General features: G+C 72.7%; 2 protein-coding genes. Both read right to left on the bottom strand.

Annotated elements, in window-relative coordinates:
* Positions 1-35: 35 nt before the first annotated feature.
* Positions 36-2,090: a bifunctional aldolase/short-chain dehydrogenase gene (locus tag V7E46_RS32860; RefSeq protein WP_333771824.1), complete on the bottom strand. Its 2,055-nt coding sequence runs from the start codon at positions 2,088-2,090 to the stop codon at positions 36-38.
* Between the two features lie 219 nt (positions 2,091-2,309).
* Positions 2,310-3,476 (bottom strand): L-rhamnose isomerase, encoded by a 1,167-nt coding sequence (gene rhaI, locus V7E46_RS32855; RefSeq protein WP_333771823.1) that lies wholly within the window; start codon positions 3,474-3,476, stop codon positions 2,310-2,312.
* Between the last annotated feature and the right edge of the window lie 249 nt (positions 3,477-3,725).

Raw genomic sequence — 3,725 nt, 5'->3', positions numbered from 1 at the left:
GCCCCGCCCCCAGCGGGAGCGCCCCGGATAAGCGCTCAGCGCAGGAACGCCGCCGCCACCCCCGCGTCGACCGGGATGTGCAGCCCCGTCGTATGGGTGAGGTCGCCCCCGGTGAGCGCGAAGACCGCGTTGGCCACGTGCTCGGGCAGTACCTCCCGCTTGAGCAGCGTGCGCTGGGCGTAGAACTCGCCGAGCTCGGCCTCCTCCACCCCGTAGACCGCGGCGCGCTTCGCGCCCCAGCCGCCGGCGAAGATACCGGAGCCGCGGACGACCCCGTCGGGGTTGACGCCGTTGACGCGGATGCCGTGCTCGCCCAACTCCGCGGCGAGCAGCCGGACCTGGTGGGCCTGGTCGGCCTTGGTGGCGGAGTAGGCGATGTTGTCGGGGCCCGCGAAGACCGCGTTCTTGGACGCGATGTACACGATGTCGCCGCCGAGCCGCTGCTCGATCATCACGCGGGCCGCCGCCCGGGAGACCAGGAAGGAGCCGCGGGCCATGATGCGGTGCTGGAGGTCCCAGTCGTCTGCCGTGGTCTCCAGCAGCGGCTTGGAGATGGAGATGCCCGCGTTGTTGACCACGAGATCCACTCCGCCGAAGGCGAGCAGCGCCGCGTCGAAGGCGGCGGCGATCTGCTCCTCCGCGGTGACGTCCACCGTCACCGCGACGGCCTTGTCAGGGCCGCCCAGCTCCTCGGCGACGGCCTCGGCCCTCGCCCCGTCGAGGTCGGCGACGACGACGCAGGCGCCCTCGGCGGCCAGCCGGTGCGCGATGGCCCGGCCGATGCCGGATCCGGCACCGGTGACCAGCGCGATCCTGGTGGCCAGCGGCTTCGGCGCGGGCATCCGCCGCAGCTTGGCCTCCTCCAGCTCCCAGTATTCGATCCGGAACTTCTCCGACTCCTCGATGGGCCGGTAGGTGGAGACCGCCTCGGCGCCGCGCATCACGTTGATCGCGTTGAGGTAGAACTCGCCCGCCACCCGGGCGGTCTGCTTGTCCTTGCCGAAACTGAACATGCCGACGCCGGGGACCAGCACGATCGCCGGGTCAGCGCCGCGCATCGGGGGCGAGTCGGGCGAGGCGTGCCGCTCGTAGTAGGCGGCGTAGGCGGTGCGGTAGTCGGCGTGCAGTTCGCGCAGCCGGGCGGCGGCCTGCTCCAGTGGGGCGCCGGGCGGCAGGTCCAGGACCAGCGGGCGGACCTTGGTGCGCAGGAAGTGGTCGGGGCACGAGGTGCCGAGCGCCGCCAGCCGCGGGTGTTCGGCGCGGGAGAGGAAGTCCAGCACCTCGGGTGTGTCGGTGAAGTGGCCGGCCTGCGGGCGGTCGGCGGACGCCAGCGCCCGGATCAGCGGGGCCAGCGCGGCGGCCCTGGCCCGGCGGTCGGCCCCGGGCAGCGGCAGGTGGCTGTCGAGCACCGGCCCGAACGGCTGGGGGCGCCCGTGCTCGGCGAGGAAGGCCTCCGCGGTGCGGATGATGTGCAGCGCGTTGCGCTCGCACTCCTGCGAGGTCTCGCCCCAGGCGGTGATGCCGTGGCCGCCCAGGACGCAGCCGACGGCGCGCGGGTTGGCCTGCTTGACGGCGGCGATGTCCAGCCCGAGCTGGAAGCCGGGGCGTCGCCAGGGCACCCAGGCCACGGTGTCGCCGAAGCATGCGGCGGTGAGCTTCTCGCCGTCGGCGGCGCAGGCCAGCGCGATGCCGGAGTCGGGGTGCAGGTGGTCGACGTGCGGGGCGTCGACCAGGCCGTGCATGGCGGTGTCGATGGAGGGCGCGGCGCCGCCCTTGCCGTGCAGGCAGTAGTCGAACGCGGCGACCATCTCGTCCTCGCGCTCCACCCCCGGGTAGACCTCGGTGAGTGCCCGCAGCCGGTCGAGCCGCAGCACGGCGAGGCCCGGCCCGGTCAGGGTGCCCAGGTCGCCGCCCGAGCCCTTGACCCACATCAGCTCGGTGTCGGCGCCGGTGACGGGGTCGGGCGCGCTGCCCTTGGCGGAGGTGTTGCCCCCGGCGTAGTTGGTGTTGCGCGGGTCCGAGCCCAGCCGGTTCGAGCGCTCCAGCAGCTCGCTGACCGTGCTCTGCTCGGGGTGGGGGACGGAAGCCATGGGTGGAGTCCTTTGCGGTTCTGGGCAGGGTGGTGTCGGTGTGCCGTTGCTTCGTACGGGTGCGGTCGGGCGGCCGGGCGCCCGGGCCGGCGGCGGCTCGGGTCGGATCCAGCGCCGGAGCCGGCGCGCGGCTCACGTGCCCGGCGCCGCCGGACAGCTCACGTGCCCCGGGCCGTCAGGCGGCTCAAGCCGTCGGGCGGGCCCGGCCCGGCGGACGGCTCAGGCACCCCAGCCGGCCTGCTCGCCGCCGACCCGGCCGGTCACGATCTGCTGCTGCCAGCCGGAGGCGCGGTAGGCGGCCATCGGGTCGGGTTGCAGGCCCTGCTCCTCGCGCACCGAGGCCAGCAGCGGGCGTACGTCGGTGTTGTACGCGTCCATCAGCACCGCGTTGGCCTCCAGCACGTCGCCCGACCGCTGCGCGGCGGCCAGCGCGTCCGCGTCGACCAGCAGTGCCTTGGCGGTGGCCTCCTGGACGTTCATCACCGAGCGGATGATCGCCGGGATCTTCGCCTCGATGTTGTGGCACTGGTCGAGCATGAAGGCCACGCCCGTCTCGGGCCGCAGACCGCCGTTCCTGACCACCTCGTGCAGGATCCGGAAGAGCTGGAAGGGGTCGGCCGAGCCCACCATCAGGTCGTCGTCGGCGTAGAAGCGCGAGTTGAAGTCGAAGCCGCCGAGCTTCCGCTCGCGCAGCAGGAAGGCGACGATGAACTCGATGTTGGTACCCGGCGCGTGGTGCCCGGTGTCCACCACGACCTGCGCCTTCGGGCCGAGCTTGAGGCAGTGCGCGTAGGACGTGCCCCAGTCGGGGACGTCGGTGGCGTAGAAGGCCGGCTCGAAGAGCTTGTACTCCAGCAGCATCCGCTGGTCCTCGCCCAGCCGCGCGTAGACCGCGGCCAGCGCCTCGGCCAGCCGGTCCTGGCGGCCGGTGATGTCGTCCTGGCCCGGGTAGTTGGTGCCGTCGGAGAACCACAGCTTCAGGTCCCGCGAGCCGGTGGCGTCCATGATGTCGACGCACTCCAGCAGATGGCCGAGCGCCTTGCTGCGTATCGCGGGGTCGGGATTGGTGACCGACCCGAGCTTGTAGTCGTCGTCCTGGAAGACATTGGAGTTGATCGCGCCCAGCGTCAGGCCGCGCTCCTCGGCGTACGCGCGCAGCGCCGCGTAGTCGTCCACCCGGTCCCACGGTATGTGCAGCGCCACGACCGGTGCCACGCCGGTCGCCGCCTGCACCTGGGCGGCGTCGTCCAGCTTCTCGTACGGGTCGCGGGGCACGCCTTCCTGCCGGAACACCTTGAAGCGGGTGCCGGAGTTGCCGTACGCCCACGACGGGGTCTCGATCCGCTGGGACTTCAGCGCCGCCCGGACGGTCGGCAGATCTGTCATGGCAACCTCTGTGAATCGTTTCATTTAGCGGACACTGTAATGGCGAGTGCTGCTTCTGTCAATGACTCGCGACACAATGAAATGGTTCACGCGGCCGGTTCGGGCCGGGTCGCGGATCGCGGTGTCCGCGGCGCCCGGATGCCCCCGGCCGACCCCTTCCGGCACCCGGCGGTATGAGGCGCGCCGCTCCCGGACCGGCCGGGGCCGATGCGCGGGTCCGCCGGGGGCTCGGGTGGCCGGTGGGGTGGC

Origin of the sequence: Streptomyces sp. IBSBF 2435, assembly GCF_036815005.1 — a bacterium.
In the GTDB taxonomy this organism is placed as follows: Bacteria; Actinomycetota; Actinomycetes; order Streptomycetales; family Streptomycetaceae; genus Actinacidiphila.
Note: the sequence above shows the minus strand (reverse complement) of the source record. Positions and strands in the feature narration are given on the sequence as shown.